A 24,808-nucleotide genomic window follows, 5' to 3' on the forward strand; every position below is an offset into this window, starting at 1 on the left:
CTATCCGACGCAGAACATCAAGCAGGACCGAAGGAGACTCGCATGACCGAAGCCGTAATCGTATCGACCGCACGCACGCCGCTCGCGAAATCGTGGCGCGGAGCATTCAACATGACGCACGGCGCGACGCTCGGCGGCCACGTGGTCGCGGCCGCGCTCGAACGCGCGAAGCTGGACCCCGCGCGCATCGAGGACGTGATCATGGGCTGCGCGAACCCCGAAGGCGCGACCGGCGCGAACATCGCGCGGCAGATCGCGCTGCGCGCCGGGCTGCCGGTGAGCGTGCCGGGGATGACGGTGAACCGTTTCTGCTCGTCCGGGCTGCAGACCATCGCGCTCGCCGCACAGCGGATCATCGCGGGCGAGGGCGACGTGTATGTCGCGGGCGGCGTCGAATCGATCTCGTGCGTGCAGAACGAGATGAACCGGCACATGATCCAGGAGGGCTGGCTCGTCGAGCACAAGCCGGAGATCTACTGGAACATGCTCCAGACGGCCGAGAACGTCGCAAAGCGCTACGGGATCGCGAAGGAGCGGCAGGACGAGTACGGCGTGCGCTCGCAACTGCGCGCCGCGGCCGCGCAGGAAGCCGGGCGCTTCAACGACGAGATCGTGCCGATCACCGTGCGGGCAGGCATCGCCGACAAGGCGACGGGCCGGCTGTTCACGCAGGACGTGACGGTGTCGGCCGACGAGGGCATCCGGCCCGACACGACGCTCGAGGGCGTAGCGAAGATCCGTTCGGCCGTGCCGGGCGGCGTGATCACCGCGGGCAACGCGAGCCAGTTCTCGGACGGCGCGTCGGCGTGCGTGGTGATGAACGCGGATGTCGCACAGCGCGAGGGGCTGCAGCCGCTCGGCGTGTTCCGCGGTTTCGCGGTCGCCGGTTGCGAGCCGGACGAGATGGGCATCGGCCCGGTGTTCGCGGTGCCGAAGCTGCTGAAGCAGGCGGGGCTGAAGGTCGACGACATCGGCCTGTGGGAGCTCAACGAAGCGTTCGCGGTGCAAGTGCTGTACTGCCGCGACACGCTCGGGATTCCTGACGAGCGCCTGAACGTGAACGGCGGCGCGATCGCGGTCGGCCATCCGTACGGCGTGTCGGGTGCGCGCCTGACCGGCCATGCGCTGATCGAAGGCAAGCGGCGCGGCGTGAAATACGTGGTCGTCACGATGTGCATCGGCGGCGGGCAGGGGGCTGCCGGCCTGTTCGAAATCGTCTGATATTTGTGCGCGGGCGGGGCGGCCGCGGCTTTCGGGGGACCGAAGCTGCGGCCGCAATGCGAATCGGCGAAATCCGTGGGCGATTCGTAAGGGAAAGGAAGCAAACGCCATGCATTCGATGCTGCCGTTTCCCCTTACTTGTCAAACGATTTGCCGCACCTATACTTGCTCTGACATTTGCCTTTCGGCGGGATGGGCCAACGCGTGCGTCGTACCGGCGCACGTAACGCGTTTCCGGTAGCCGGCGAAGACGATGCATCGCGCGTTTCCGGCACCGTGGGCGTTCGAACCACGCAGCAGACCGAAACGGGGACCAAATTGAGCACGACCTATGCAGCCGGGGAACCGCCGCGCGTCGTCAGCGCGGCCGCGAGGCTCTACGCGAAATGCCTGCTGGTCGGTTTTGCATTGCTGCCGGCCTATCTGATTGCCTATCTGTGGTTCTTCAGCGACCCGCACGTCGTGTTCGAGAACCACGCATTCCATGAAATCGCGATCGCGGCCGCGACCCTCGAAGGTGCGTTCGTCACCTACGTGACGTGGGTGTGCTACCGATCGTCCGGCGAGCCGCTGCTGCGCTGGCTGACGCTCGGCTTTCTCGGCTTCGCGATGATCTACGCGCTGCACGGTCTGTTCACCGGGATGGCGCACCACAACATCTGGCTGTTCCTGCTGTACGGGCCCGCCTCGCGCCTCGTGATGTCGATCCTGCTGCTCACGGGCCTGCTGTCGTATTCGCAGCCGCCCGATCGGGTGGAGAAGCGTACGCGCGCGCGCACGTGGCTGCCGTGGGTCGGGTTGTTCGTGACCATCAACGTGGCGGTTGCGTACATCGCCTATTCGCCGGTCGCCGGCGCGCCGGGTACGCGGCTGTCGATGGAAGGCGGCGCGCTGGTGTTTTCGCTGCTGAACGTCGGCGTGCTGCTCGCGCGGCGCATCCGCTCGCCGCTGATGGTGATCTACGGCGTGTCGATCATGGCGTTCGCGCTGTCGTCGCTCGCGTTCATCCTCGGCAAGCCGTGGAATCACATGTGGTGGCTCGCGCATGCCATCTTCGCGGGCGGGTTCTTCCTGCTCAGCTACGGCGTCGTGCAGGCGCTGCAGACGACGCGCTCGTTCTCGGCGATCTACAGCCAGGAAGACCTGATGAGCCGGCTGTCGGAATCGATGGCGCGCACCGAGAGTGCGTTGCAGGAACTGCGCCGCACGAACCAGAAGCTCGAATACATGGCCGCGACCGATCCGATGACGGGCGCGTCCAACCGTCGCCAGTTCATCGCGCAAGTCGAGCGCGAGATCGTGCGCGCGGAACGCGACGGCACGCCGTTTTGCCTGCTCGCGCTCGATCTCGACAACTTCAAGAACATCAACGATGCATACGGGCACCAGATCGGCGACGAGGTGCTGCGCGGCGTCGTGCGCCAGTGTCTCGAGGCGATACGTCCGGCCGGTGCGCTCGCGCGAGTCGGCGGCGAGGAGTTCATGGCGCTGTTGCCCGAGATGCCGCTCGAGGGCGCGCGCATGACGGCCGAGCGCGTGCGTTCGTCGATCGCGAGTTCGCCGTTCGGGCTGGATTTCAAGCGCGTGCAGGTGACGGTCAGCGTCGGCGTCGCGCAGTATGGGGTCGACGGCGGGACGGTCGATGCGTTGTTGCGCGCGGTCGATGAACGCTTGTATCAGGCGAAGCGGGACGGGCGCAATCGCGTGGTCGCGCACTGACGGACGAGCGGGCATCCGGCGGCGTGGTGGGCGCGGATGCAGCGCAATGGCGGCGCGATGCGATGTCCGCGCGGTTTGCGTCCGGCCTGAATGAAGCCCCGTACGCGAATATGCGTGCGGGGCTTTCGTTTCATTGGCGCATCGTCTGGCGAGCCGCGATGGCCGCCGCCTGCTGTGGCTGCACATCCTTCATCCGCTCCATCGCCTGCCACCAGTACTTGCCGGTCCGCAGTTGCGGATCACGAATCGCGAGATACGTCGTACTCCACAGCTGCGCCGCATTGGCCTCGGTCGCGTCCGCGCTGCGCGTGCCGAACGCGTCGGTCTGATACCGGCCGTTCACGTACGACCACGTCCACATCTCCGACGTGCGCATGTCGCGCCCGTTCGAGATCACTTGCCAGATCGTCTGCCGTGCCTGCGTCAGCAGCGCGCGCGTCGTGTCCGACAGATCCTGGCGCGCGAGTTGCCGATCGAGCCCGGCGACCCACATCGCCTGCTGCCACGACCAGATCACGGTGCCGTGATACGCGGAACTCGTGAACTTCGGCCACAGTTCCTGGCTCGCATACGCGGGATTCGCGATCACCATCCCGACATCGGTGACGAGCCCGGTCGGGAAGGGCCGCGTGACGTCGGCGACGATGCGCTGGAGTTCGTCGTCCGGCGGCGTGCCGAACAGCAGCGCGAAGCCGCCGTCGGAATTCATCACCGGAACCGGCGTGCCCTGCTGGTCGAGCGACAACGCGTAGAACGTGAGCGGCGCGCCCGGCGCGGTGCCGGCCGGTACGCCGGCCGACGGCGCATACGCCGACACGTCGGTCGTCGCCTGTGCGGCCGGCACGCTCACCTGGAACAGCGGTGGCGCTTGCTGTTCCCACGTGGCCGCTTCGGCCGCCGTGTTCGCGAGTGCCGCGCGTTGCCCGGCGTCCAGGTACGGATCGAGCAGGCCGCGCGTGAGGAACGCGTTCGCCGCGCGCAGCGCGGCCGGCACGAGCACCGCGTTCACGTCGTACGGATAGACGCCGCCGCCGAGCCCGTCGGTGCTGTCGCGCCAGTTGCCGACGATCTCGCCGGGCCGCAGGTGGATCAGGTTCGCAACCGACGGCTGCTGCGCGAACGGCTGCGCGGTCGCCGCGACGTGCAGCAGGTTGACGACGAGCCGGCTGCCATTGGTGTGACCGTCGCCGCCGCGCTGCGCGAGATAGGCGGCCGCGCGCGCCTGGCCGCGCGTGTCGTCGATCAGCCACGCCGCCGCGATCGGCGCGAGCAGGTAGTCGCTGTCGATCATCTTGTAGTCGTAGGTCGGCGTCGCATCGTTCGGCCGGCCGTGCTTCGTGTTGTCGACCAGTGCGAAGGGTGTCGAGCGCAACGAGCTGATCATCTTCAGTTGGGATGACGCGGCGCAGCCTGTCGGACTGTTCTAAAGGAAGATGATCGGTGGGGCAGTAGCCCCACCTCCCTCAAACACTCGCGTAGGTCGGCAGGAGATCCTGATCAACGAGGCGGATCTCGATGCGATTCGCGACCTCGACGTGCTCGGGATTGTCGATAGAGAACGGGCCGTCGATCACACTGACGACGATGGTGCCGGTTTGCTTTCCGGAAGCCGGGACCGGGATAAGGGCGCGTGCCTCCGGTACCTGTTGTTGCGTGATGACCTTCGGTAGATACAGCATCCAGCCGACGCCGGGCTTGTCGTCGAAGACTTGCTTATCAACGTACCCTTGCGGCTCGACTGTGACGTACGCCGGCGCGGTATATTGGACTACAGCTTCAATGACCGCAGCGGCTTGATCGGCTGAAAGTACGTGCTCGTCGTTGAAGTCGGCTTCGATCTTCTTCGGCCGCTCTTTGGTTGCGACGAGATAGGTCAATGTCGCACCGGTGCGTTGGTCATCGTCGCCATCCCACAACGAGATAATTTGCGGTCGGTGCTCCGCGCCTTCGAACTCGGTTCGCAAGACGGCCAATGCGGCCACCGTTGGCTTCCAGTCCTCAAACGCGGGGTACAGGCGCGCTTCCTCTTTCGAGTCGCCTGTCAGGAACCATTCGGCAAACTTGGGCGCATGTGCGTGTATCGCTTTGGCGACCGATCCGAGCTGTTCAAACACGACGGGCAGGTCTGACGCATCGTGCAACGGATCTCTGAAGCGGGAAGTGATTTTCATATTCAGCCAGTGACAACGTAGGGAATCCCGTTTTCCGCAAGCGTGGTGCGGAAATAGGACATCGTTAGCGGAGTCTGAAAATAGTACTGGAGTTTGGTCGGCGGGTTGGCATGGACCTTCATTGCTCGCTCTTCGATCTCCAACGTGATTTTAGTTAGCCCCTTGAACCACGTAACGGGCTTCTTCGTCGCCGGGTCAAAGAACTGGTCATAATCCCCTTTCGCTTCCTGCAAGAGGCAGGCTGCCTGTTGGAATCCGTCGAAGTCGGTGCCCAGCCATGCCCATTCCTCGCTCCAACCTTCCTCGACGCTATACGGCCGTCCGGTGATGCGACCTTGGTACTCGCGGGGTCCGCGATTCATATGGTAGCGCCGGCGGGCTGGTGCACCGGATTGCTCTGGCGGGCATTGCTTGCACTTTTCACCGGTGCGAGGAATCGCCCGGACGTCCGGATTGGCCTTGCTTTCGTCCTTTGGGGTATCACCCGACAGACTCCCCGTTCCCGCCACTGCCGCCCAGCCCAATAAGGCGACGCCAGCGCGCGCCAATACCGGTCCAAGCTCCACTGCCGCCGCTTCGATTATCGGTACCACCAATCCCGCCATCTCGAGATCCCCCGTTGTCTTGTGGATGTTCGATGCGCCACTTGATGACGCGAAGGTAATCGTGAAAACGTTCGTCGGCCGAGCGGCCAGGCCGAGTGAGCCACGCTTGCGTCGCGGGTTTCTCGTAGAACTTCGGCGCGTATGCCTCGATCCGAAGAAACGCAGCGACATTCTCGTCGGACTGGATGCCGAGTCGTCGAGCGGCGACGTATGCGTTCCAGAGGCGCGTCGGCAGCGTCTCGTCGCCGGCCAGCTTCGGGTCCGCTTTGACGAGATCTTGCCGCGTGCGTTCGACATATCCGCGCGCATCGATCTCGGCAAGGCCGGCGATCTGTTCGCTTGTCAGCTCAAGCATGCGGGTGCACTCCCTTCAATTTTCCGTTTATCTCCACGAGCCAGTTGAATGTCGGGACGAAGAATTGCATGCGCTGCGTGAGTTCCATCAGCGTTGCCATGTCGGCCATGATGCGGGCGTCGTAGAACCGGAGAAGGGCCGTGCGCCCGTCCGGTAGCCGCGCGTCGAGCCGGCGACGCAACTCGTCCGCAAGCGATTCGATCGGATAGGCGCTGATGAGCCACGACACTCCGGTCGAGCCACTGGCCATCGCAGCAAGCGCGCGTCGAACGCCGTCGGACGCGCGTTCCCAATCGAGCAGCCACGGTCCGGCGTCGGCGAGCGATGCGTCTGGTGTGCCGTCGAACAGGGCGACTGCCGCTTGCGAGCGTTGAGGAGGAGATCCGTCGCCCACGTCCGCGAACAAGAGACCGTCGACTAGGGCGTACAGATGCACCTGCATTGTCAACTGCTGTTGGCGTTCGAAGAAGAACGCTTCGATCGAGACCTCGGTCATGGGCTTACCCGCGCGCGATCATCGTCGCTGCGTTCTCTGCGGCGGACTTCAGGCATTCGAGACAGAGCGTGGGCGAAGGGGCCAATGCTGCAGCGGCGGCGGTCACTGCGCCGCCAGTCGTTGCTTCGCCGGCACCGACGTCGTCGAGCGTCGCGGACGATTGCGACGCGATCAGCGTCGCGCCGCACGCGGTCTTCATGCCTTCGATGGCCGTTTCCCGGCCTGCGATTTGGTGCGGGTAGCGTCGCCCGCTGGCGGGCAGGATCGGGAAGATGCCTTTGCACTTCGGGCAAAGTACCTTGTGCCCGACGCCTGCAATGGGTTTTCCGTCAATCGTCGCGTTCGCGCTGCCCTCCAGCACGCGGCCGCCGTGCGTCGTCGTGTCGCCGACGCAGATCATGGCTCGGGCCATATGTTCTCTCGTAGGTGTGGTTTTTATATGAATTTACCATTTCCGGGAGAGCGGCCGGCGCGCTGGCTATCGTGCAGTCGGTTAACTATTGTCAATCAAACTGGGAGGCATAGGCGTCAAGGCATCCCCGCTCGACCCTTCTCGGCACGCAGGAGATGGCATAGGCGCTGAAACTCGCCTTGTCCGCCCCCGGCGCGCCCCGGTCGAGGCGCGACAGACAGCAAAAAGCCCGCACGCAACGGGCTTTTTACGTAATTCAGATTGACAACAGCAGACAAGACATGCGTCCAAGAGCTGTATTGTATAAGCTTTACGCTTATTTTCATCTATATAGTCATCGCACGGATTTAGACGCGAAAGCAAACAATACTCTCGGAGCATTCTATTCTTCCGCCGCGATTTGAGGATTTTCCTCCGAGAGTGCTGAACGTAGAGTTAACTTGCTCGGTCTCGATTGATCGAAATTTCCCTCGCCCCATCGCAACAAAATCACGCGTGCTTAATCCATTGCTGGCTTTATTTGATGGGAATGTTAATACTAAATTGACCTCTTTGCGCATGCATATTTCAATAAGCCGTTGTGCTGCTGCGAAGGCTTGGCCTTTCTGGCTAAAATTAGAAGAAGGGCGTTGCGAAATGGGGGGGTAGCGCCCGACACCGGTCACAGGGACCTGTTTTCCTCGGGTAAGCGTTTCCAGTACATGGTAGAAGCGACTGTAATGTACATCGGAATACGGAGGGTCAGCGAAGACCAAATCCCCCGGTTCTAGTTGACTGATGCATTTATGGTAGTCCCCAAGGCATGTGGCCCCCTTCACTGTAGCGTGGGTCGAAGCAATTGTCTCCAATGCTTGTGAAACTTGTAGCCAAACATTGCGATTCCATGCCTCAGCAATAAATTTAGCGGCAGTTTTTGTCGGTTGAAAGGGCTGGGCGGTATGACCCGGTGCAGCCGCACAGCGGCTTGCCGCTTCCACAAGTGCCGCGAGACAGGCTTTTCGCGTCTCTGCGGACTTCGGTAACGTCTGCCGAAGTGCATCAATCTCGATGGCTTGTAGCGGGGAGAAATAATGACCGCCGTACGCGTGAGTCATCGGAAAGTCGCCACTCATTCGGGAGAGTAGCGGTGGTAGAACTTCATCGCAGAATGTCCTTGACCGAATAACTATACTTTGAATTTCAGGTATTGATATTTCGGGATGGATGGATTTGGCCGCATTTGGGAATTGGCTGACGATATTATCAACGACGGCGCGAGCAGACTCGAACCAGCGTTTGGTAATGCGGTTAGAATCAATTGCTCTTGTTCGCTCAACGACCGCAGCGGCGCGAGTTACAGCAAAAGACTGAAGATCACCCGATAAGACACCCTTATCGGTTTCTTGAGCCATATACCAAGAAACTGCGCCGGATCCACAAAAAGGATCTGCGATTTTTGAGGCATTAACTGCTTCCGCTTTCAAGATTTCCCCAAGTAGCGGCAGTAATTTTCCTTTGTGCCCCATGTACTTCATGCAACAAGACTCCAAGCAATACATGCATCGGGGCGCGAAAGTTTCGCTAACCGCGATGAATTCTCCCCATCCCACAGTGAGTTTGGCAGAGGGGGTGGGAATGAAAAATCCGTTACTGCTTCGCGATAATCAACTTCGATATCTATCGGATCAATTTCGAAAGAGCGAGACCACAAACCAGCGTGCTCGAGCCAGCTTTCGAGCCATTTGCGCGCAACTGGAGAGACACCAGGAATGGCAAGTGACCTTTTGAGAGCGAGCATAGCAATCCGGAGAAGTAGAAATGCGCGGCAGAGTACGTTGTCGGCGTTTGTCTTTTCCGAAGATGCCAATTCAAACGGCTTCGAAACATAAGAATCTATCGTGATTCGCCGTGAAATTTCGTCCGTAGACGCACCGGAATTATCCGCGATGTGCTTTGCTACTTTTTCGACGAAGGCCTTCCGTCTGGCCTCATCGTCCTCGGGTGCCAGTTTTGAGATAAAGTGGTTGCACAGAGCCGCGTCAAAACCAAGCGACCCGCCGTCTGGAAGGAAAAGTTTCCAAAGATCGCGAACCAACTCTGCTTCTTTTGTTTCCATGCGTGTGAGTTCAGCGCTCGCCCAGATGGCTTCATAGCTCGCGGTATTCCTTGCCGTATGGTCCTCGGACACTTTTACAAGGTCCGATCCCCATTGACTCAACGCCTGTTGAGGAATGGTGAAGTTGATCGCTTTTACCACATTCTTCAATGTCGCGACTGGATGTATGTGGATGCTATTCGCCAGAAGCGCTTCTACATCTGATCTCTTTGTCCATTGATTCCAAATATCCCAAATTCCAGTATGAGTCGGCGGATTTTTGGTGGTTGTCTTTTTAATGCCATTTTTGTCGAGATAGAAGTATCCGTTCCATTTGGCTCGAATTCCACTCCATGCGAAGAGCGACATCGCCGCCCTAAGTTCGGCGTAGTACGCAAAATGCGTAGCGGTAGCGTTCGAATGAGCCAAGAAGGCAGATGTTGCAGCGGCCGCATACCTCCATCCATCGACAAGATGGATGATTTGTTCTGCGGCGAGCAAGCACTGTGGGTTGTTGCTTAAAGCGGCGGTGATGAGCAAATTCTGAGGATTGCTGGCCGGGCCAAGTTGTTGCAGTCCGAGCAAAGTGCCTTTGCCATCGGCAGCGGCGCAGATAGATTCACTCCATTCCTGTCCTTTATTGACGATGGCGCTACCGCTCCCCGAAGCCTTACTCCCACCCACGTTTTTCTTCGCCCCGGCTTTCCCTTTGATTTTTGTTTTGCTCATCGCTTCATAAGCCCCGCAGCGGTAGTTGCGGAACTCGCCACGAGTTCATCGGGCGAGCTTTTCAATGCATCGAAGCATCGTTGTTGCAATAGCACATAGCCACTGCTTCCGCGATAAACGCTCTGCTCGTTACGCTGATTTTGGTCTAATCCTGGGGCGCTTGATGTGCGCCAATCTACGCCATCGATAAGCGCGCGCGATATTGCGCTCAGAAATGTATTCGGCCTCTTGTACTGCGAAAACTCGTTGAGTGCTTCCGTTACTTCATCTTCGTCCGGCTCGTCTGATACACGTTCAGATTCCCAGGATTCCAAGTCGAGATCGGCGTATGCTACTTGGTTCAGTGCATTAAATATAACAAGGATGGCACGCACCCCTTGGTCAGTGCCAAGAAGGGTGTTGGGGCCAGAGAAAGCGTCTTCCGGTGAAGTGTTTTTAGTTAATTCGCGAACCCACTTTGCATTGGATGTGCAGGTCGCCTCATAGAGATGTTGCCAGCATCGGATCAGAAACGCCGCTTGTTGCGAACGTTTCCAAGGTAATACTCGATCGGCTCCCTGAGATTGAAGGGAGCCGAATAGTCCGCCAATTTTATCTTCGTTGCCCCAGCTTCGGACAAAGCTGACCATTAGTGATCGAATAAATGCCGCGTTTGATACATGCCCGTCGACTCGATTGCCGTGTAGCTCAATCCGTCCTTTCCATGGGCTCAAATCATGGCGCCACAGAACTTCCGTGAGCTCTTGGGCACGGTGCTCTTGATAAACGCGAATGCCTTCGCCACCTTGAAGCCAACTTTGGTTTCGCAGTTCGGGATACAGGTCATATGCGAGGCTCGGATTGATCTTTTTGGGTTCTACGTTAATAACCCAAAAAAGATAAGCCTGCCAAGATGGACTCAAATTGTTGAAAATTACGACCGGTACTTCGTAATTTTCGATATCGGGTTCGCCATTGATTTCATCAATCGCATAAAGTCGATGCTGGCCGTCAATGATTTCAAGTGGTTCGAGGCTTGATGCGGGAATTTTAAACCCTTGTGCAAGAGCCTCCTGAGGTATTTTGAGAAATGCTCCGTCGTCACCTTCGATGACAGACACGCGACAATTGTCATCGACTACACGGTCCTTTCCGCCGCGTCTGCGCGACTCGTCGGCACCTACCACGTTCACGAGAATAGACGTAGGGAGCCAGCCCGGATGAATAAGGGTCCGATGTGTTTCAACATCGAGGCCAGACTGTCCCGACAGCGGGTACCCGAACTGAAGATATCGTGCAATGTTGCGCGACCGCGCCGGTTGGTGAGCCCGTTGGTAGCCTGCACCGACCTTTCTATCTCGCCGCTCATGCACGTTGCGAGTGCTTACGCCAGCCAAGCGGCGTAAGGTGGCGAGGCTGATCGACGCGATGAAAAAGTAGGGTGAGGGTTCAGGAAGGTGCTCGCTCCATTCAGCATTGTTCCAGCTTTGCATCCACTGATTGACCCGGACGAGCGGTATGCGAGTTGTTTTTGTCATTGTGAAAATTGGTGGTCTCGTTGACTTTGCGCCCGTTGCCGAGTGCGGTTTCGGAGAATGGTACTACGAGCGGCCCAGATCGATAGTCCTTCCGAGGCAATTGCCCCGAGAGCGTTCGACCGATGGATGGTATGTTCCCGTACCTGGTTCGACGGTCGCCGGTGAGGAGGGGCTATCGGTTCAGGTCGGGTAGTAGGTCGGAGCCAAAGGGGGAGCATTCATCGCGTCGTTAATCAGTCGTGATGGTGCTTGCCGCCGACGCGTCGGGGAGCGCGGCTTTTTCGACCTCGCCGAGCCAATCGGCCCATGCCTGCATCATTTCTCGTCGCTCTGGAAGATACTTCGCGTGATTGTACGTGGAGCGCGTCTTGTCTTTGTCCTTGTGCGATAGCTGCATCTCAACGACTTCATCCTTCCATCCCATCTCGTGCAGGTTGGTCGATGCAGTTGCTCGAAAGTCATGGCCCGTTATCGGTTCGGGGTTATTCGGCATCATCGAGTCGATCGCCCGGTTGATCGTCGCTCGGCTCATATGCGGTCGCTCTCGATTGCTATGAAGGGTCGGGAGGATATATCCGCGGTTGCCATACATTTCTTGCAGCTCGCGCAACAGACCGACAGCTTGTGTAGGAAGGGGAACGATGTGTAGCCGTCGCGATTTGATCTTTTCTGGAGGAACTCGCCACTCTGCGGCGCCCAGATCGATTTCTTCCCATCGCGCACGGCAAAGCTCGATTGTTCTCGGAAACAGCATCATCAGCAATCGAATCGCAATCGCGGTTCGTCTGCTCTTGTAGGTTGGAATCTGGCGAAAGAGCCTCTTCAGTTCGTCACGGCTCAACGCCCTAGCATTCTCTGTTGGTGGTTTCAGGACCGAGCCACGCAGCACCGATGCGGGATCTGTATCGGCTCGCAGTGTGATCACCGCATACTGGAACACGTTGGACACGTACTGGCGGAGCTTGATCGCTACGGAAGGGGAGCCACGCTCTTCGACTCGGCGCATCAAAGCGAGCACATCGTGAGCGGTGACTGAGCGCATGGGGCGGCTTCCGATGTAGGGGTAAGCGTCGGCTTCGAGCATCCGCAGAATCTCGCCGAAGTGTCGCTCAGTCCACGTCTTCCGTTTCTTCTCCAGCCACTCATCACTGACGGCGCGGAAAGTTGCTTTGCCTTCGTTGATGCGCGCGGACCGTACTTCCTGCCGTGCATGGGACGGATGCATTCCTTTTTTGACGAGTTCACGGGCATCGTCGCGCGCCGCGCGCGCGTCTTGAAGGCTGATGGCGGGATATTCGCCGATCGCGAAGAGATTCTCCTTCCCGGCAATTCTGTACTTGTATCGCCAGAGCTTGGAGCCGGACGGCTTCACCAACAGATACAGTCCATTGCCGTCGGTAAGTTTGGTAGGCTTGTTGCCTGCCTTCGCTTGTCGGATCTTGATGTCGGTAAGTGGCACGGTGAAAAAGGGGGTATCGTCTTTGGATGGTCACAATGATACCCCCTTTTATACCCCCTTTTTTTTCGGCTGGACACGATTTCCGGCGAACGCAAGCGAACAGTGGAAGGGCACAAAACCCCGAGCTGGTAAGGGTTTCGGGCAAGTTCCCGAACCAACACGAACTGGAGTGAACGAAGTGATTAGACATATTGTCATGTGGAAGCTGAAGGAATCGGCCGAAGGCGGCACGCGCGCGCAGAACGCGCTGAAGCTGAAGGAAAAGCTCGAAGGCTGCCGCGACCTCGTGCCGGGCATCCTGCAACTCGACGTCGGCATCGCGACGCCGGGCCTCGAAGCGACGTCCGACGTCGTGCTCGTGTCCGATTTCACGGACCAGGCCGCGCTCGATGCGTATCAGGTGCACCCGGTTCACCAGGAAGTGAAGAAGTTCATCGTGGCGGTGGCCGAATCGCGCCAGTGCGTCGACTACCTGTCCGACAGCGCACGATGAGCGACGCGACATCCCCGGCGGACGGTCCGTCGATCGAAAGCCCGTTCGTCGACCTGCTCGGCGTGCGGCTCGTGTCCGCGAAGGATGGTGCGAGCGAGATCGTGCTGCCGCTCGACGAGCGGCACATGAACACGTGGAGCATCGCGCACGGCGGCGTGACGATGACGCTGTCTGACATCGCGCTCGCGATGGCCGCGCGCAGCCTGACCGACGACGGCGTCGGCGTCGTCACGGTCGAGATGAAGGTGAACTTCATGCAGCCCGGGCGCGGCGAGTTGCGCGCATACGGACGCGTGATGCATCGTTCGACGACGATGGCGTATTGCGAAGGCGAAGTGCGCGACAGCGACGGCAACTTCGTCGCGAAGGCGCTCGGCACGTTCAAGTACATGCGGCGGCTCGCGGTGGGCCGCGACATCAAGCGGCAACGCACCCGCACCGCGCCGGATGCGCAGCCCGGCCCGAGTGACGCGTAAGCGCCCTCGACGAACGGCCCTGCCTTTTCACCGGCAGGGCCGTTTTGCGTGGCGGCCCGGCACCGCGCGGCGTGGCATCATGTGACGCTTGTCCGCTCACGGCGCCGCCCGCGCCGTCCTCACCGATGCCGCTGAATCCGAAGATTGCCCAGGTGCTCGACATGGTCGAGCGCGCGAAACGTCCGTCCTATCACCACCAGACGGCGCAGCAGGCGCGCGCCGCGTACGAGAAGAGCGCGCCGATCCTCGACGTCGCGCCGGCGCCGATGCATTCGGTCGAGGCCTGCGTCGTGCCGACGCGCGACGGCCGCTCGATCGGCGCGCGGCTGTACCTTCCGGTCGAGCCGAGCCTCGCCGAACCGCTGCCGGCGCTCGTCTATTACCACGGCGGCGGCTTCACGGTCGGCAGCGTCGATACGCACGACGCGCTGTGCCGGATGTTCGCGCGCGACGCGCAATGCGCGGTGCTGTCGGTCGACTACCGGCTTGCGCCCGAACACCGGTTCCCGACCGCGGTGAACGACGCCGACGACGCATTGCGCTGGCTGCATCGCGAGGCCGCCGCATTCGGCATCGATGCGACGCGGCTCGCGGTCGGCGGCGACAGCGCGGGCGGCACGCTCGCGACGGTCTGCGCGGTGCTCGCGCGCGACGCGGGCATCGGGCTTGCGCTGCAACTGCTGATCTATCCGGGCGTGACGGGGCACCAGGACACCGAATCCCACGGACGGCTCGCGAACGGCTACCTGCTGACGCAGGACACGATCCAGTGGTTCTTCACGCAATACTTGCGCGATCGGTCCGACCGCGACGACTGGCGCTTCGCGCCGCTCGACGGCACGCGCGACGCGCCGTCGTTCGCCGGTGTCGCGCCGGCCTGGATCGCGACGGCCGAATACGATCCGCTGAGCGACGAGGGCGCCGCGTACGCGGACAAGCTGCGCGCGGCCGGCAATACGGTTACGCTGGTCTGCTATCCGGGGATGATCCACGAGTTCTTCAAGATGGGCGGCTACGTGCCGGAGGTGCGGGCCGCGCATGCCGACGCGGTGGCGGCGCTCAGGGCCGCATTCGACGACGTTTGACGGCGGCGGCGCCCGGCGCCGCGCGGAGGAAGCGATGACCGACGGCTGGGTGGAAACGGGCGACTGGGCCGTGCTGGGTGGCGATGCCGCACGGATTCGCGATGCGGTGTTCGTGCGCGAGCAGCGGATTCCGCCGGAATGGGAACTGGACGACGAGGATCCGCTGTCGTTGCACGCGGTTGCCTACCGGGTCGATGCGGCGACCGGCTCACGCCGCGCGGTCGCGACGGGACGGTTGCTGCGCACCGGCACGATCGGCCGCGTCGCGGTGCTGGCCGACGCGCGCGGGCAGGGCGCCGGATCGGCCGTGCTGCATGCGTTGCTGGACGCGGCGCGGCATCGCGGCGAGCCGGTCGTGCGGCTTTACGCGCAGGATGCCGCGGTGTCGTTCTACGTGCGGCACGGCTTCGCGGCGATCGGCGAGCCGTTCGTCGAAATCGGCGTGCCGCACGTCGAGATGGCGCGCGCGCCGTAGCGCCGCCCGCGCCGCCCCCGCCGCTGGCTCAGCGCGGCGGCGTCGCGTCGATGTCGAACGTGAACGCGCGCTCGAAACTGCCCGGGCGAACGGTGCGGTGCGAGCCGTCGTCGTCGCAGCGTTCCTTGATGTCGACCGTCAAGCGCACGCCTTCCTTCATCGTCACGCGCAGCGCGGTCGTGCCGCGCGTGCCGTATTCGGGTGTCTCGATGAACGCGGCCGACAGCGCACGCTCGCGCTCGATCGGAATGCCGGTGTGCGGCAGCGCGTCGTCGTCCGCGACATGCGGATCGCGCATCAGCTCGATCAGCTCGTCGAGCGACGGGGCTGGGTTGTCGGTCAGCAGCGTGCCGAGTTCCGCGCGCTTGCGCACGACTTTCGGCCAGGGCGTATCGAGCCGGGCATTCGACAGCGCATGCACGCCGGCGGCGATCGCGACCGGCGCGGCGACGCGGGTTTCGCCTTCGGCCGCGCGGTTGCAGAACCACGCGAGCTCGCGCCGCTTCCAGTCGCCGACCAGCAGGTTGAAGCCGTTGTACACGGCCGCGTGCTCGGCCAGCTCGCCGAGATAGTCGAGCGGCGCGACGGACGGGCCGCGGAGGAAATCGGACACGAGCTTGCCGCGGGTCGGCGCGCCCGCGCGAATGTCGAACGGCGCGCGGTAATTGGTCAGCGCCGCGAAGCGGCCGTCGCGCGATACGCCGAGCCACGTGCCGCCCGCTTCGAGATCGCGGCCGGCCAGCACGCCCGGCACATCCTCCCACCACGAAAGCGGCGCACTCGTACGGCGAAAGAATTCATCGCGGTTGGCGGTCAGGGTAAAGACGGGACCGGCGGCGGCATCGGGCTGCCAGTCGAAGGCAATCAGACACATCGGGGGAATCTCTCGCAGGAAACATCGGGCGCCGGCTGCATCGTGCGAGCCGGCGTGCGACCGGGTTGTCAGTGCGTCACGCTTCCGTCGGCCACGCGTACGGCAGCGCGTCGAACGCGAGTGCCGGACCGTCGGCCGAACCGAGGTGCACGGTGCCGCTGTCGAGCGCGGCCAGCTTGATCTCGACCAGCGCGTCGACGCCGCCCGCGGGCGCGGCCGCCGCGTTGACGATCATCCCGCACGGCTGGCCCGGGTCGTCGCTGTGGAACAGCTCGACGCCGGCATGCACGGTGTCGGTCTCGCCGGCGACGTGCGCGAGCGCGGTACGGCGCTTGATCGTGCCGCGGTACTGGCTGCGCGCGACGATTTCCTGGCCCGGGTAGCACCCCTTCCTGAAGTTAACGGCGCCGATCACGTCGAAGTTGACCATTTGCGGCACGAACTGTTCGACGGCCGGCTGCGTGATGCGCGGCTCGCCCGCGCGCACGTCGAGCCAGTCCCATACGGCCGGCGACACGACCGGCAGCGTGTCGGCGAGCGCGGCGAGACGCGCGTCGACTTCCGCGCGCGGCCCGATCCACAGGTAGCGCTTGCGGCCGGCCGCGTCCGGGACGCGGATCAGCGCCCCGGCCGGGCCGTCGACCTTCACGTGCACGCCGTCCGGCAGCGCGTCGAAGATGCCCGACAGCGCTTCGCGCACGTCGCCCGCGAAGCCGACCACCGCGAGCGTGTCGCTCGCGTCCGTCAGTTTCGCCTTCGCGCGCAGCACGAACATCGACAGCCGTTTCTGCACGGCGGCCTGGACGTCCTTCGAGACCAGCAGGCGCACGCCGTGACCGGCGCGCCAGGCGAGGAACGACGCGAGCAGGCGGCCCTTCGGCGAGCAATAGCCGGACAGGCGCGCGCTCGCGGCATCGAGATGCTCGATGTCGTTGGTGAGCTGGGTGTGCAGGAACGTCGCGGCGTCGTCGCCGGCCACGTCGATCACGCCGAACTGCGCAAGCGGCATGCAGGCGCCCGGCGCGTCGAAATCGGCGGTGGACGGGCGGGGGAAAACGGGGAGCGAGACGGGTGCGGGCTGGGCAGCCGGTGAAGCGAATGGTGTGCTCATGGAATGAGGGAACAGTCAACCCTGACTTTGACGGAGGCGAGCAAGTATTATATGGGTCTTACCTGAGTCTCGTTTCCATGTCCCTACTGAAGAAATGCGCCGCGACGGTCGTGGCGCTGGCCGTCGTTGTGGCCGCTGCCGGCGCGGGCGGCGGGTATTACTGGGCGACCCGGCCGCTGCTGCTGGGCGCCGCAACGCTCGACGTCACGATCAAGCCGCGCAGCAGCGTGAAGAGCGTCGCGCTGCAGCTCAAGCACGGCGGCGTGCCGGTCGAGCCGTTCGGCTTCGTCGCGATGACGCGCCTGCTCGGGCTGTCGAGCCGGCTGAAGTCCGGAAACTACGAATTCAAGACCGGCATCACGCCGTACGACGTGCTGCAGAAGATCGCGCGCGGCGACGTGAACGAGTACGTCGCGACGGTGATCGAGGGCTGGACCTTCAAGCGGATGCGCGCGGAACTCGACGGCAATCCCGATCTCGCGCACGCGACGGCCGGCATGAGCGACGCCGAGCTGCTGCGCGCGATCGGCGCCCCCGACAACGCGATCCAGCGCGGCAGTGGCGAGGGACTGTTCTTCCCCGACACCTACCTGTTCGACAAGGGCACGAGCGACCTGAACATCTACCGGCGTGCCTACCAGCTGATGCAGACGCGCCTCGACGAAGCATGGGCCGCGCGCGCGCCGGGGCTGCCGTACAAGACGCCTTACGAAGCGCTGACCGTCGCGTCGATCGTCGAAAAGGAAACGGGCCATGCGGCCGACCGCGCGTTCGTCGCGGCGGTGTTCGCGAACCGGCTGCGCATCGGGATGCCGCTGCAGACCGATCCATCGGTGATCTACGGGCTCGGCGACGCGTACGACGGCCGCCTGCGCAAGCGCGACCTGCAGGCCGACACTCCTTACAATACCTATACGCGCCGCGGCCTGCCGCCGACACCGATCGCGCTGCCGGGCGTCGCCTCGCTGCAGGCGGCGATCAATCCGGCGCCGACGAGCGCGCTCTATTTCGTCGCGAAGGGCGATGGCACGAGCGTGTTCTCGGACACGCTCGGCGATCACAACAAGGCCGTGGACAAGTACATACGAGGTCAATAATGCCGAGCGGTAAATTCATCACCTTCGAAGGCATCGACGGGGCCGGGAAGACCACCCACCTGCAATGGTTCTGCGAACGCCTCCAGGCGAGGCTGGCCGCGAGCGGCCGGCAGGTCGTCGTCACCCGCGAGCCGGGCGGCACGCAGCTCGGTGAGAAGCTGCGCGAGATCCTGCTGAACCAGCCGATGGATCTCGAGACGGAGGCGCTACTGATGTTCGCCGCGCGTCGCGAGCACCTCGCGCTCGTGATCGAGCCGGCGCTCGCGCGCGGCGACTGGGTCGTGTCCGACCGCTTCACCGACGCGACCTTCGCCTACCAGGGCGGCGGCCGCGGGCTGCCGCGCGACAAGCTCGAGACGCTCGAGCGCTGGGTGCAGGGCGGTTTCCAGCCCGACCTGACGGTGCTGTTCGACGTCGCGCCGCAGGTGGCGAGCGAGCGCCGCGGCGCCGCGCGCATGCCCGACAAGTTCGAAAGCGAATCGGACGCGTTTTTCTCGCGTACCCGCGGCGAATACCTGCGGCGCGCGGAAGAGGCGCCGCACCGCTTCGCGATCGTTGACGCGACGCAGACGATTCCCGAGATCCGCCAGCAGCTCGAACGCGTGCTGGCCGCGCTGTAACACGAAGGAACGCACCACATGATCTATCCGTGGCAGACCGACGACTGGAACCGCTTGCAGCAACTGCGCGCGCAGTGGCCGCATGCGCTGCTGCTGCACGGCCAGGCCGGGATCGGCAAGCTGCAGTTCGCGCAGCATCTCGCGCAGGGCTTCCTGTGCGAGGCGCCGCAGCCGAACGGCGAGCCGTGCGGCACCTGCGCGGCCTGCACGTGGTTCGCGCAGGGCAACCATCCGGACTACCGGATCGTGCTGCCCGAGGCGCTCGCGGGCGAAGCGCCGGGCGCCGCCGACGACGCGAAGCCGGCCGACGCGGACGACGGCGGCAAGAAGACGCGCGCGCCGAGCAAGGAAATCAAGATCGAGCAGGTGCGTGCGCTGCTCGACTTCTGCGGGGTCGGTTCGCACCGCGGCGGCGCGCGCGTCGTCGTGCTGTATCCGGCCGAGGCGCTGAACGTCGCCGCGTCGAACGCGCTGCTGAAGACGCTGGAGGAGCCGCCGTCAGGCGTCGTGTTCCTGCTGGTGTCGGCGCGCATCGACCGGCTGCTGCCGACCATCATCAGCCGCTGCCGGCAGTGGCCGATGACCGTGCCGGCGCCCGACGCGGCCGCGGCGTGGCTGGCGGCGCAGGGCGTCGACGATGCGCGCGCGCTGCTCGCCGAAGCCGGCGGCGCGCCGCTCGCCGCGCTGGCGCTCGCGAGCGACGAGAACCGCCCGCTGCGCGATTTCACGCTCGGCCAGCTCGCCGCCGGCGCCGCGTGCGATCCGTTCGCGTGCGGCGAGACGCTGCAGAAGCTGCCGGTGCCGCTGGTGCTCGGCTGGCTGCAGCGCTGGCTGTACGATCTGCTCGCACAACGGATGGCGGGCGCGCCGCGCTACTTCCCGATGCAGGCGGCCGCGCTCGCGCGTTGCGCGGAAGCCGTCGACGCGAATGCGTTCGCGCGCTTCATGAAGGCCGTGACGCGCCAGCGGACGGTCGAGAACCATCCGCTCAACGCCCGGCTCGTCTTCGAGGAACTGTTTCTCGGTTATCGGGAAATGTTCGCGTGAGCGCGTATTGTTTCCTTGAAGAGGGGAAACGGCTGCCGGCGAGCGCATGAGCGCCCGCCTCACGTATTCAGGAAACACGATGTTCGTCGATTCTCACTGCCACATCAATTTCAAGGGTCTCGCCGACCGCCTGCCGGCCGTGCTGGAGAACATGCGCGAGCACGACGTCACGCATGCGCTGTGCGTGTCGGTCGACTTCGAGACGCTGCCCGACGTGCTCGCGATCGCGCAGGCGCACGACAACGTGTACGCGTCGGTCGGCGTGCATCCGGATCACGAGGACGCACGCGAGCCGACGCTCGCGGAACTGATCGAGCTGGCCGCGCACCCGAAAGTCGTCGCGATCGGCGAGACGGGCCTCGACTACTACCGCCTCGAAGGCCGCTCGATCGCCGACATGGAATGGCAGCGCGAACGCTTTCGCACGCATATCCGCGCGGCGACCGCGACGATGAAGCCGCTGATCATCCATACGCGCTCGTCGTCGGAAGACACGCTGCGGATCATGGCCGAGGAACGCGCGGACGTGCCGGGCGGCGTGATGCACTGCTTCACCGAGCCTTGGCCCGTCGCCGAGCAGGCGCTCGCGCAGAACTTCCATATCTCGCTGTCGGGGATCGTCACGTTCAAGAACGCGACCGACGTGCAGGACGTCGCGCGGCGGGTGCCGCTCGAGCGGCTGCTGATCGAGACCGACTCGCCGTACCTCGCGCCGGTGCCGTATCGCGGCAAGCCGAATGAACCTGCGTACGTCAGCCATGTCGGACGCTTTATCGCATCCGAGCGCGGCATCCCCGTCGAGGCGCTGGCCGATGCGACGACCCAGAACTTTTTCCGGCTGTTCAAGATCGCCCGCTAACGACGCGCGCCCAGCCGACAACCCAGGGAAGGAGCCCACAACAATGACGAAGCCGACCACATACCTGCCCAAGCGCGCCCTCGTCGCCGCCGCGCTCGTCGCGAGCGGCCTGTTTGCCGCCGCCGGCGCGCATGCCGAGTCGCTCGACGCGGTCGTCAAGGCGGTCAAGTTCGACGACATCGCCGACATCGGCAAGCAGCTCAAGAGCGGCAAGCTCGATCCGAACACGATCGCGCCGAACGGCGACCCGCTGATCGTGATCGCCGCGCGCGAGAAGTCCGACAAGGTCGCCGCGGCGCTCGCCACGACGCCGAACATCGACCTCGAGAAGGAAGACAAGGCCGGCGAGAACGCGCTGATGCTCGCGTCGCTGAACGGCGACGTCGGGCTCGTCAAGCTGCTGATCGACAAGGGTGCGGAAGTCAGCAAGAAGGGCTGGGCGCCGCTGCACTACGCGGCCACCAACGGCCAGGACGAGGTCGTCAAGGTCCTGCTCGACCATGACGCGTATATCGACACCGCGTCGCCGAACGGCACGACGCCGCTGATGATGGCCGCGCGCGGCAACCACGCGTCGACGGTCAACCTGCTGCTCGACCAGGGCGCCGATCCGCAGGTGAAGAACCAGCTCGGCATCACCGCGCTCGAGTTCGCGCAGCACTACAAGGCGCCGGATGCGATCGACATCCTGAGCAAGCGGACGGTGCGCGTCGGTGCATCGGCGCCGGCAGATGCGCAAAAGAGTGCAAAATGACGGTTTCGGCGCGGTGGCGCAGCGCCCGGCCGGCCGGAATCCGGCCGGCAGCGGGCGTCCGGCCGCCGCGCCGGTCAGCGCAGCAAGCGGCCCGAGGCCGCATTGACATAAGGAACACCATGTTGCGGGCTATGTTTTGTGCCGCGGCGTTTGCCGTGCCGTTGTCGGCGGCGGCTTTCACGGGCGCGGATCTCGACCGGCTGTGCGCGAAGACGGACGTCAAGTCGCGGGCGTCGTGCGCGGCCTACATCGAAGGCGCTGCCGATGGCGTCTACAACACGATCGACGCGATCGGCGGCACCACCGGGCCGCGCGTCGGGCAGTATTTCTGCCTGCCACCCGACATCCGGGCGCAGCAGATGACCGACGCGGTGCGCAAGTACATCGCGGAGAACCCGAAGCTGGCCGACTACAACGCGAGCACCGCGGTGTCGCTCGGTCTCGGCAAGGCATTCCCGTGCAAGGGCGGCAGTTGATCTGACACCGGGTCCGGGCGCGCGCTGCCCGGACGTCGCCGACGCATCCAGGACGAGGCCACCGCGCCTCATAACCGAAGCATCCCGGGCGCCGATGATTTCAATCGAGGAACTGCAGCGCATCGCCGATGCGCCGTTGCATTCGTGGTCCGGCACGCTGATCGTGTCGGTCATGGTCGTGCTGGTCGTCGTGATCGTGCACCGTCTCGGCGCACGCATCGTCAAGCGCATCGCGCAGCCGTATCCGCTGATGAGCGTGATCCTGCGCTACATCGACAAACCTTCGCTCGTCACGCTCGCGCTGCTTGCGCTCGAATTCCTGTGGATCCAGACGGACGAAGGCATGTCGTTCGTGGGCGGGATGCGCGCCGCGGCCGCGGTCGGCTCCATCGTATCGCTGACCTGGCTGCTGGTGCGGCTCGCGGCCGGCGTCGGCGACGCGATCATCCAGGCCCATCCGATGGATGCGGCCGACAACCTCCACGCGCGGCGCGTCCACACGCAGGCCAAGGTGCTCGTGCGGACCGTCATGGTGCTGATCGTGATCATCGGCACGGGCGCCGCGCTGATGACGTTCCCGAACGTGCGCCAGGTCGGCGCGAGCCTGCTGGCGTCGGCCGGCGTCGCCGGCCTCGTCGCCGGTATCGCCGCGCGGCCGGTGCTCGGCAACCTGATCGCCGGGCTGCAGATCGCGCTCACGCAGCCGATCCGGCTCGACGACGTCGTCGTGATCCAGGGCGAGTGGGGCCGCATCGAGGAAATCACCGGCTCGTTCGTGTCGGTGCGGCTGTGGGACCAGCGCAGGCTGGTCGTCCCGTTGCAGTGGATCATCGAAAACCCGTTCACGAACTGGACGCGCCACAGCTCGGAGATCATCGGCACGGTCTACCTGTCGGTCGACTACCGCACGCCGCTCGCGCCGCTGCGCGAGGAACTCGCGCGGCTCGTCCATGCGGCGCCCGAGTGGGACGGCCGCGTGCAGGTGCTGCAGGTGACCGATGCCACCGAGCGCACGATGCAGTTGCGCGCGCTCGTCAGCGCGGCCGACTCGTCGGCGTGCTGGGATCTGCGTTGCCGCGTGCGCGAGGGCTTGATCGCGTACCTGCAGGCGCGTTTTCCGCAATGCCTGCCGCGCAGCCGGATGGAACTGTATCCGCACGATTCGGCGCCGGGCGAGCCTAGCCCCGAACGGCCGCACGCGCGGCCGCCCGCCGCCAGCACGGCGGCCAACACCGCGGCCGATCCGAAGGCCGCCGAAGGCCGCTGAACGCGCGCCGGTGCCTGCTGCCATCCCCTCCATGACCGCGCTGAAGACGCTTGCCATCGCCAACTACCGCTCGCTGCGCGAGCTGATCGTGCCGCTCGCGGCGCTCACCGTCGTCACCGGGCCGAACGGCAGCGGCAAGTCGAGCGTGTACCGCGCGCTGCGGCTGCTTGCCGACACCGCGCAGGGCCGCGTGATTCCGTCGCTCGCGCGCGAAGGCGGGCTGCCGTCGACGCTGTGGGCCGGCCCCGAGCGCTTTTCGCGCGCGATGCTGAGCGGCGACACGCCGGTGACCGGCACGGTGCGCAACGGACCGGTGAGCCTCAAGCTCGGTTTCGCCGGCGACGATTTCGGTTACGCGATCGATCTCGGCCTGCCGGTGAAGAACGATGCGTCGATGTTTCGTCTCGATCCGGTCGTGAAGCGCGAATGCATCTGGGGCGGCGCGCTGCTGCGGCCGTCGACGCTGCTGGTCGACCGGCAGGGCGCGCAGATTCGCGCGCGCAGCGGGTCGGGCGACTGGCACACGGTGCCGCAGCCGGTGGCGAGCTTCGACAGCATGATGACCGAGTTCGCCGATCCGGTCGGCGCGCCGGAGATGATCGCGGTGCGCGAGCGGATCCGGTCGTGGCGTTTCTACGATCATTTCCGGACCGATGCGCAGGCGCCGGCCCGGCAGTCGCAGATCGGCACCCACACGCCGGTGCTGGCGGACGACGGCGCCGACCTGGCCGCCGCGCTGCAGACGATCCGCGAAATCGGGGATGCGGCCGCGCTCGATGCCGCGATCGACGACGCGTTCCCCGGCGCATCGATCGACATCGACAATCCGGGCGGGCGCGGCCGCTTCGACGTGCTGATGCGCCAGCCGGGGCTGCTGCGGCCGCTGTCGGCGGCCGAGCTGTCGGACGGCACGCTGCGCTACCTGCTGCTCGCGGCCGCGCTGCTGACGCCGCGGCCGCCCGCACTGATGGTGCTGAACGAACCGGAAACGAGCCTCCACCCCGATCTGCTGCCGGCGCTCGGCCGCCTGATCGCGCAGGCCGCGCAGCGTTCGCAGGTGCTGGTCGTGTCGCATGCGGCGCGGCTCATCGCGACGCTCGAACGCGAGGCCGGCTGCGAGTCGCTGGTGCTCGACAAGCAGCTCGGCGCGACCGTGCTCGTCGATGCGGACACGCGCGACCTGCCGCCGTGGAAGTGGCCGTCGCGCTGACGGGCAAAGCGGTGCGCGCGCGGCCGCGTCGGCGGCATGCCACGGGCAGCCCGCCGTCGGGCCTGCGGCGCGAATGTATCCTGTCTGTAACAACACCCATAAAATGAAAGCCCGGTGCTTCCGGGCATCGGGATCGCGAATAATAATGAGATATCCGGCCGGCGCGATGCCGGCCGTGTGCTGCACGGAGGGGATTGTGCGCCAGC

General features: G+C 64.2%; 25 protein-coding genes and 2 pseudogenes. 15 read left to right on the plus strand and 12 right to left on the minus strand.

What is annotated here, in order from left to right; translation table 11 throughout:
* Nucleotides 1–42 precede the first annotated feature (42 nt).
* Nucleotides 43–1,221 (plus strand): acetyl-CoA C-acyltransferase, encoded by a 1,179-nt coding sequence (locus DIE04_RS21835; RefSeq protein ID WP_124520084.1) that lies wholly within the window; start codon nucleotides 43–45, stop codon nucleotides 1,219–1,221.
* A 318-nt stretch (nucleotides 1,222–1,539) separates the two neighbouring features.
* Nucleotides 1,540–2,940, plus strand: coding sequence for a sensor domain-containing diguanylate cyclase (locus tag DIE04_RS21840; protein ID WP_124486247.1), 1,401 nt, complete (start codon nucleotides 1,540–1,542; stop codon nucleotides 2,938–2,940).
* 130 nt (nucleotides 2,941–3,070) lie between these two features.
* On the opposite strand, the pseudogene DIE04_RS21845 reads toward DIE04_RS21840, so the two are convergent.
* A pseudogene (locus DIE04_RS21845) lies at nucleotides 3,071–4,297 on the minus strand (hypothetical protein); the annotation flags it as partial.
* Here DIE04_RS21845 and DIE04_RS30200 point away from each other — a divergent pair.
* Nucleotides 4,296–4,367, plus strand: a pseudogene (locus DIE04_RS30200) (DNA methyltransferase); the annotation flags it as partial. The pseudogenes DIE04_RS21845 and DIE04_RS30200 sit on opposite strands and share 2 nt — an antisense overlap.
* A gap of 36 nt (nucleotides 4,368–4,403) precedes the next feature.
* On the opposite strand, the gene DIE04_RS21855 reads toward DIE04_RS30200, so the two are convergent.
* The 9 genes from DIE04_RS21855 to DIE04_RS21895 form a co-directional block, all read right to left on the minus strand.
* On the minus strand, nucleotides 4,404–5,111 hold the full coding sequence (locus DIE04_RS21855) for an immunity 52 family protein (RefSeq protein WP_124573267.1): 708 nt from the start codon (nucleotides 5,109–5,111) through the stop codon (nucleotides 4,404–4,406).
* A gap of 2 nt (nucleotides 5,112–5,113) precedes the next feature.
* A complete protein-coding gene (locus tag DIE04_RS21860; RefSeq protein WP_260426276.1) occupies nucleotides 5,114–5,707 on the minus strand; it encodes a restriction endonuclease fold toxin 5 domain-containing protein in 594 nt (197 codons plus the stop codon).
* On the minus strand, nucleotides 5,592–6,071 hold the full coding sequence (locus DIE04_RS21865; protein WP_260426274.1) for a hypothetical protein: 480 nt from the start codon (nucleotides 6,069–6,071) through the stop codon (nucleotides 5,592–5,594). Before DIE04_RS21865 ends, DIE04_RS21860 begins: the two co-directional genes overlap by 116 nt.
* Nucleotides 6,064–6,567 carry a DUF4123 domain-containing protein gene (locus DIE04_RS21870; protein WP_124573271.1) on the minus strand — a complete coding sequence of 168 codons (504 nt, stop codon included), beginning with the start codon at nucleotides 6,565–6,567 and terminating at the stop codon, nucleotides 6,064–6,066. The genes DIE04_RS21865 and DIE04_RS21870 overlap by 8 nt, the downstream gene beginning before the upstream one ends.
* Nucleotides 6,568–6,571: 4 nt before the next feature.
* The gene (locus tag DIE04_RS21875) at nucleotides 6,572–6,979 is read right to left on the minus strand and encodes a PAAR domain-containing protein (RefSeq protein WP_124573273.1); all 408 of its coding nucleotides are present in this window, start codon (nucleotides 6,977–6,979) and stop codon (nucleotides 6,572–6,574) included.
* 347 nt (nucleotides 6,980–7,326) lie between these two features.
* Nucleotides 7,327–8,493 carry a DNA adenine methylase gene (locus tag DIE04_RS21880; RefSeq protein ID WP_260426273.1) on the minus strand — a complete coding sequence of 389 codons (1,167 nt, stop codon included), beginning with the start codon at nucleotides 8,491–8,493 and terminating at the stop codon, nucleotides 7,327–7,329.
* Nucleotides 8,490–9,782, minus strand: a complete 1,293-nt coding sequence (locus tag DIE04_RS21885; protein WP_124573275.1) for a hypothetical protein — start codon at nucleotides 9,780–9,782, stop codon at nucleotides 8,490–8,492. The genes DIE04_RS21880 and DIE04_RS21885 overlap by 4 nt, the downstream gene beginning before the upstream one ends.
* Nucleotides 9,779–11,299 (minus strand): DGQHR domain-containing protein, encoded by a 1,521-nt coding sequence (locus DIE04_RS21890; protein WP_124573277.1) that lies wholly within the window; start codon nucleotides 11,297–11,299, stop codon nucleotides 9,779–9,781. Before DIE04_RS21890 ends, DIE04_RS21885 begins: the two co-directional genes overlap by 4 nt.
* A 229-nt stretch (nucleotides 11,300–11,528) precedes the next feature.
* A complete protein-coding gene (locus DIE04_RS21895) occupies nucleotides 11,529–12,758 on the minus strand; it encodes a phage integrase central domain-containing protein (protein WP_124573279.1) in 1,230 nt (409 codons plus the stop codon).
* A 178-nt stretch (nucleotides 12,759–12,936) separates the two neighbouring features.
* Here DIE04_RS21895 and DIE04_RS21900 point away from each other — a divergent pair, with 178 nt between their 5' ends.
* From DIE04_RS21900 to DIE04_RS21915, 4 genes are all read left to right on the plus strand, one after another.
* Complete coding sequence (locus DIE04_RS21900; RefSeq protein WP_121858954.1) at nucleotides 12,937–13,251, plus strand: Dabb family protein; 315 nt, start codon at nucleotides 12,937–12,939, stop codon at nucleotides 13,249–13,251.
* Complete coding sequence (locus tag DIE04_RS21905; RefSeq protein ID WP_124520185.1) at nucleotides 13,248–13,727, plus strand: PaaI family thioesterase; 480 nt, start codon at nucleotides 13,248–13,250, stop codon at nucleotides 13,725–13,727. The genes DIE04_RS21900 and DIE04_RS21905 overlap by 4 nt, the downstream gene beginning before the upstream one ends.
* A 125-nt stretch (nucleotides 13,728–13,852) precedes the next feature.
* Nucleotides 13,853–14,812 carry an alpha/beta hydrolase gene (locus tag DIE04_RS21910; RefSeq protein WP_044843656.1) on the plus strand — a complete coding sequence of 320 codons (960 nt, stop codon included), beginning with the start codon at nucleotides 13,853–13,855 and terminating at the stop codon, nucleotides 14,810–14,812.
* 34 nt (nucleotides 14,813–14,846) lie between these two features.
* A complete protein-coding gene (locus DIE04_RS21915; protein WP_124520187.1) occupies nucleotides 14,847–15,287 on the plus strand; it encodes a GNAT family N-acetyltransferase in 441 nt (146 codons plus the stop codon).
* A 28-nt stretch (nucleotides 15,288–15,315) separates the two neighbouring features.
* Here the strand turns inward: DIE04_RS21915 and DIE04_RS21920 are convergent, their stop codons facing one another.
* The gene (locus DIE04_RS21920) at nucleotides 15,316–16,161 is read right to left on the minus strand and encodes an NRDE family protein (protein ID WP_124520189.1); all 846 of its coding nucleotides are present in this window, start codon (nucleotides 16,159–16,161) and stop codon (nucleotides 15,316–15,318) included.
* A gap of 76 nt (nucleotides 16,162–16,237) precedes the next feature.
* A complete protein-coding gene (locus tag DIE04_RS21925) occupies nucleotides 16,238–17,272 on the minus strand; it encodes a folate-binding protein YgfZ (RefSeq protein ID WP_124520191.1) in 1,035 nt (344 codons plus the stop codon).
* 77 nt (nucleotides 17,273–17,349) lie between these two features.
* Between DIE04_RS21925 and mltG the strand changes: the two genes are divergently transcribed.
* From mltG to DIE04_RS21965, 8 genes are all read left to right on the plus strand, one after another.
* Nucleotides 17,350–18,369 carry an endolytic transglycosylase MltG gene (gene mltG, locus DIE04_RS21930; RefSeq protein WP_124486261.1) on the plus strand — a complete coding sequence of 340 codons (1,020 nt, stop codon included), beginning with the start codon at nucleotides 17,350–17,352 and terminating at the stop codon, nucleotides 18,367–18,369.
* On the plus strand, nucleotides 18,369–18,989 hold the full coding sequence (tmk, locus tag DIE04_RS21935; protein ID WP_044843651.1) for a dTMP kinase: 621 nt from the start codon (nucleotides 18,369–18,371) through the stop codon (nucleotides 18,987–18,989). The genes mltG and tmk overlap by 1 nt, the downstream gene beginning before the upstream one ends.
* Before the next feature lie 18 nt (nucleotides 18,990–19,007).
* Complete coding sequence (locus DIE04_RS21940) at nucleotides 19,008–20,036, plus strand: DNA polymerase III subunit delta' (RefSeq protein ID WP_044843650.1); 1,029 nt, start codon at nucleotides 19,008–19,010, stop codon at nucleotides 20,034–20,036.
* A gap of 79 nt (nucleotides 20,037–20,115) precedes the next feature.
* Complete coding sequence (locus DIE04_RS21945; protein ID WP_124486262.1) at nucleotides 20,116–20,895, plus strand: TatD family hydrolase; 780 nt, start codon at nucleotides 20,116–20,118, stop codon at nucleotides 20,893–20,895.
* 43 nt (nucleotides 20,896–20,938) lie between these two features.
* The gene (locus tag DIE04_RS21950; RefSeq protein ID WP_124486263.1) at nucleotides 20,939–21,649 is read left to right on the plus strand and encodes an ankyrin repeat domain-containing protein; all 711 of its coding nucleotides are present in this window, start codon (nucleotides 20,939–20,941) and stop codon (nucleotides 21,647–21,649) included.
* Nucleotides 21,650–21,768: 119 nt separating this feature from the next.
* The gene (locus tag DIE04_RS21955) at nucleotides 21,769–22,125 is read left to right on the plus strand and encodes a Rap1a/Tai family immunity protein (RefSeq protein WP_044843647.1); all 357 of its coding nucleotides are present in this window, start codon (nucleotides 21,769–21,771) and stop codon (nucleotides 22,123–22,125) included.
* A gap of 94 nt (nucleotides 22,126–22,219) precedes the next feature.
* Nucleotides 22,220–23,392 carry a mechanosensitive ion channel family protein gene (locus DIE04_RS21960; protein WP_124486264.1) on the plus strand — a complete coding sequence of 391 codons (1,173 nt, stop codon included), beginning with the start codon at nucleotides 22,220–22,222 and terminating at the stop codon, nucleotides 23,390–23,392.
* A gap of 31 nt (nucleotides 23,393–23,423) precedes the next feature.
* Nucleotides 23,424–24,602, plus strand: coding sequence for an AAA family ATPase (locus DIE04_RS21965; protein ID WP_124520193.1), 1,179 nt, complete (start codon nucleotides 23,424–23,426; stop codon nucleotides 24,600–24,602).
* The last annotated feature ends 206 nt before the right edge of the window (nucleotides 24,603–24,808 follow it).

The sequence above is a fragment of the Burkholderia sp. Bp8994 genome (assembly GCF_003853805.1).
Classification (GTDB): Bacteria; Pseudomonadota; Gammaproteobacteria; order Burkholderiales; family Burkholderiaceae; genus Burkholderia.

Coding starts and splice junctions, on each gene's coding strand:
- DIE04_RS21835 (WP_124520084.1), top strand. CDS start 43: ATGACCGAAGCCGTAATCGTATCGACCGCACGCACGCCGCTCGCGAAA.
- DIE04_RS21855 (WP_124573267.1), bottom strand. CDS start 5,111: ATGAAAATCACTTCCCGCTTCAGAGATCCGTTGCACGATGCGTCAGAC.
- DIE04_RS21865 (WP_260426274.1), bottom strand. CDS start 6,071: ATGCTTGAGCTGACAAGCGAACAGATCGCCGGCCTTGCCGAGATCGAT.
- DIE04_RS21870 (WP_124573271.1), bottom strand. CDS start 6,567: ATGACCGAGGTCTCGATCGAAGCGTTCTTCTTCGAACGCCAACAGCAG.
- DIE04_RS21875 (WP_124573273.1), bottom strand. CDS start 6,979: ATGGCCCGAGCCATGATCTGCGTCGGCGACACGACGACGCACGGCGGC.
- DIE04_RS21880 (WP_260426273.1), bottom strand. CDS start 8,493: ATGAAGTACATGGGGCACAAAGGAAAATTACTGCCGCTACTTGGGGAA.
- DIE04_RS21885 (WP_124573275.1), bottom strand. CDS start 9,782: ATGAGCAAAACAAAAATCAAAGGGAAAGCCGGGGCGAAGAAAAACGTG.
- DIE04_RS21890 (WP_124573277.1), bottom strand. CDS start 11,299: ATGACAAAAACAACTCGCATACCGCTCGTCCGGGTCAATCAGTGGATG.
- DIE04_RS21905 (WP_124520185.1), top strand. CDS start 13,248: ATGAGCGACGCGACATCCCCGGCGGACGGTCCGTCGATCGAAAGCCCG.
- DIE04_RS21910 (WP_044843656.1), top strand. CDS start 13,853: ATGCCGCTGAATCCGAAGATTGCCCAGGTGCTCGACATGGTCGAGCGC.
- DIE04_RS21915 (WP_124520187.1), top strand. CDS start 14,847: ATGACCGACGGCTGGGTGGAAACGGGCGACTGGGCCGTGCTGGGTGGC.
- DIE04_RS21920 (WP_124520189.1), bottom strand. CDS start 16,161: ATGTGTCTGATTGCCTTCGACTGGCAGCCCGATGCCGCCGCCGGTCCC.
- DIE04_RS21925 (WP_124520191.1), bottom strand. CDS start 17,272: ATGAGCACACCATTCGCTTCACCGGCTGCCCAGCCCGCACCCGTCTCG.
- mltG (WP_124486261.1), top strand. CDS start 17,350: ATGTCCCTACTGAAGAAATGCGCCGCGACGGTCGTGGCGCTGGCCGTC.
- tmk (WP_044843651.1), top strand. CDS start 18,369: ATGCCGAGCGGTAAATTCATCACCTTCGAAGGCATCGACGGGGCCGGG.
- DIE04_RS21940 (WP_044843650.1), top strand. CDS start 19,008: ATGATCTATCCGTGGCAGACCGACGACTGGAACCGCTTGCAGCAACTG.
- DIE04_RS21945 (WP_124486262.1), top strand. CDS start 20,116: ATGTTCGTCGATTCTCACTGCCACATCAATTTCAAGGGTCTCGCCGAC.
- DIE04_RS21950 (WP_124486263.1), top strand. CDS start 20,939: ATGACGAAGCCGACCACATACCTGCCCAAGCGCGCCCTCGTCGCCGCC.
- DIE04_RS21955 (WP_044843647.1), top strand. CDS start 21,769: ATGTTGCGGGCTATGTTTTGTGCCGCGGCGTTTGCCGTGCCGTTGTCG.
- DIE04_RS21960 (WP_124486264.1), top strand. CDS start 22,220: ATGATTTCAATCGAGGAACTGCAGCGCATCGCCGATGCGCCGTTGCAT.
- DIE04_RS21965 (WP_124520193.1), top strand. CDS start 23,424: ATGACCGCGCTGAAGACGCTTGCCATCGCCAACTACCGCTCGCTGCGC.